This window comes from Prevotella sp. MGM1 (assembly GCF_002933775.1).
Taxonomy (GTDB): Bacteria; Bacteroidota; Bacteroidia; order Bacteroidales; family Bacteroidaceae; genus Prevotella.
On sequence record NZ_BEWV01000192.1, the window covers coordinates 1 to 2,557 of the forward strand.

General features: G+C 49.6%; 3 protein-coding genes. All 3 read right to left on the minus strand.

The window, feature by feature from the left end; genetic code table 11:
* The coding region (locus MoGM_RS07330; protein ID WP_016212931.1) for a hypothetical protein at window positions 1-1,121 on the minus strand (1,121 nt) is incomplete at its 3' end.
* A gap of 20 nt (window positions 1,122-1,141) precedes the next feature.
* A complete protein-coding gene (locus tag MoGM_RS07335) occupies window positions 1,142-1,789 on the minus strand; it encodes a DUF5045 domain-containing protein (protein ID WP_223301242.1) in 648 nt (215 codons plus the stop codon).
* A gap of 28 nt (window positions 1,790-1,817) precedes the next feature.
* The gene (locus MoGM_RS07340) at window positions 1,818-2,516 is read right to left on the minus strand and encodes a hypothetical protein (protein ID WP_104369439.1); all 699 of its coding nucleotides are present in this window, start codon (window positions 2,514-2,516) and stop codon (window positions 1,818-1,820) included.
* Between the last annotated feature and the right edge of the window lie 41 nt (window positions 2,517-2,557).

Consider the following 2,557-nt stretch of genomic DNA (forward strand, 5'->3'; position numbering starts at 1 on the left):
CACTTGGATTTAATTACCGAGCCTGCCGCACCTGCCGTTGCACCGACCGCTCCTCCGGCGATAGAACCAGCCGTAGCAGCCATACCTGTAACAGTAGAACCTGCCGCAGAAGCCGCACTCGAACTTACGCCACCGGGTATCAGCCAAGAGGCCACTTCGGGAACGAAGCGGATGATGTAGGCACCCACCAGCATACCCATCGCATACATGCAGTTAGAGCCGATGCCCTGCAATCCCAATGCGCCAATCTGTTCCCACGTATTGACAGAACCGTGCAGGAGGTGGTTGTAGGCTACCATGTCTTGCTGAAGGTTATAGAGCAGGATGAAGTCAATGTAGTAAAGGCACATATAGGTAACGAAGCCCCATAACGAGAGGGAAAGGAACTTTGACATCCATTGGCTCCATGCCGAACTCCAAGGTGGAGCAAGCGATAGCGCGAACATGATCGGGCAGAATATCATCATAATGGCGATGAATATCCGTTGCGCCACTAATATGCCGTAATAGGACATCTGGAATATCAGTTCACCGATGAAGCGTATGACATCGTTGATCCACTCGCTGACCTTGGTCTCGGCAGCCACGGCTGCACGTTGGGCATAGTTGTTGATGGTACTGCCCAAGTTCTCCACATTGTAGATAAGTTTGTCCCACCAAGCCGCATCCTCACCGATGGCTGCCACCTGTTTGGCGGTCGCGATGGAATCCTGAACGGCTCTCAGCCGGTCCAAGTATTCACTCTGCTTTTGTGCTACCTTTAGCTCGAAAGCGGCCACCTCTTTGTTTTTGGAGTGTGCCATCGCTTTGGTGGCTGACTCCAATCCCTTGCCCGGTACTTGCAATGCGGAACAGATCCATGACGAGGAAGAGATACAGATGGAGATACCGACAATGCGCAGGAGCTTCATCACATCCATACCGCGCCGTCCGAGTATCATCATCCAACATTCGTATGAGCCGACACAAAGGGCAAGCAGCAATCCGATGACACGTGCCAGTCCGACCGCGTCACCCAATACCGCCACATTCGGGAAGGTTTCCATGGCAACCAAGAGTTTGTCCAGACTCTCGTCAATGGCGGGCAAGCCTATGGTCAGGAAAATTGATAATACATTCATTGTTATTCTAATTTTACAGTTTAATAATGCGTTGCTGCCACTACGCACAAATGGGCAGTCTGGTTGACCAGTTCCTGCATCTTCGTTTTGGCTTCCTCGTATGCCTGTTGCCGTTTGGCATTCTCCAGTCCGTAGCCGACACCTGTCTTATGGATATAGGCGATGCCGGAACAAAGAATCTCGTTCTGCCGGCTCAACTCGTCCACCTGGTATTTGAGTTTGCCGTCACTCTTCTTCATGCAGTAGAGCAGTCCGTCAGTGATACACTTCTGCATACGGTCAAACTCGTCCTTGTAGGTGGCGTATGTCAGATCAACCGACCTGTCAGCCTCTCGAACCAGCTCTTCCTTGTATAGTTCCTCGATGTACTTGCGCTCCGTTTCCACCTTCTTCACTTTCTGCCTCTGGGTCTCTTCCGCCGTCACACGGGTAGGCATGATACGTTTTACATCGGAGTCCTTTTCCTTGAAGCGAACCCGGAAGCCGGACTTGAAGCCTGCCCACTTCCAATACATTTCCGCACCGGAATACTTGTTGTGCAAGAAGTAATAGTACCAATCGGGAGCAAAGTCCCAAGGCCCGTTTTCCATGGACTTCCATTGTTTTTCTTTCTCCTTGTCACGGGTCGGGCGTTGGGCTGACATTGTAATTGGAGTGCCCAATGCCATAAATGTGATTAAACCGAGTATGATGTTTCTAACCTGCATATCCTTGATTCCATTTATTGATTACTTTATTCGCTATCTCATCCTTGACATTGGAGTTCAAAATCTCCCAGATATAATCCGGCTTCCAACCGCAATCCGTTATCAGGAAGCAGTACAGATTGGCGTTGTCAATGATGTACCGTGCCCTGTCAATGGAGGTTTTGAGGGTCATTACCAGATTCAGTTTTTCGTCCATGCTTGCCTTCATCAGGTTGATACCCGAAGCTGCCACGGAAGCATAGAGCTTGTAGCAATGGCTTATCTCCCTTGATATGGCTACATTGGCATCCGCATAGTACCAGCCGACAAAAGGCTTCTTCGAGACATACTTGAAGGTATTGCTCGTAAAGTCCTTGTACTCTTTGACCAACTGATAGAGGGAGTTGGCGGTGCTTGATATGGCACCTGCCAGTACAAGGTACGAATGGGCATTGCCCAACTTGGTATCGAGTGTTGTCCGTACATCATTGAACTTGATGGCTCCCTTGGCTACAAGCGACTGCTCCCCGAAGCTGGTGGCCACCCGTTTCAATGCCTGGTCTTCATCTTTCTTCACGGCTTTGTGAAGGGCTATCAGGGCTTCAATGGTCGGCAGGTCTTTCGGGATGACATAAGCGTGAGACTTCGCCGAAAGCAGTATTGACAATGTTATACAGAGCAATCCAATTCTTATATTAAAGTCTTCCATACTTCTCAATAATTAGATGTAACCAATCCGTTCAAGTCCTT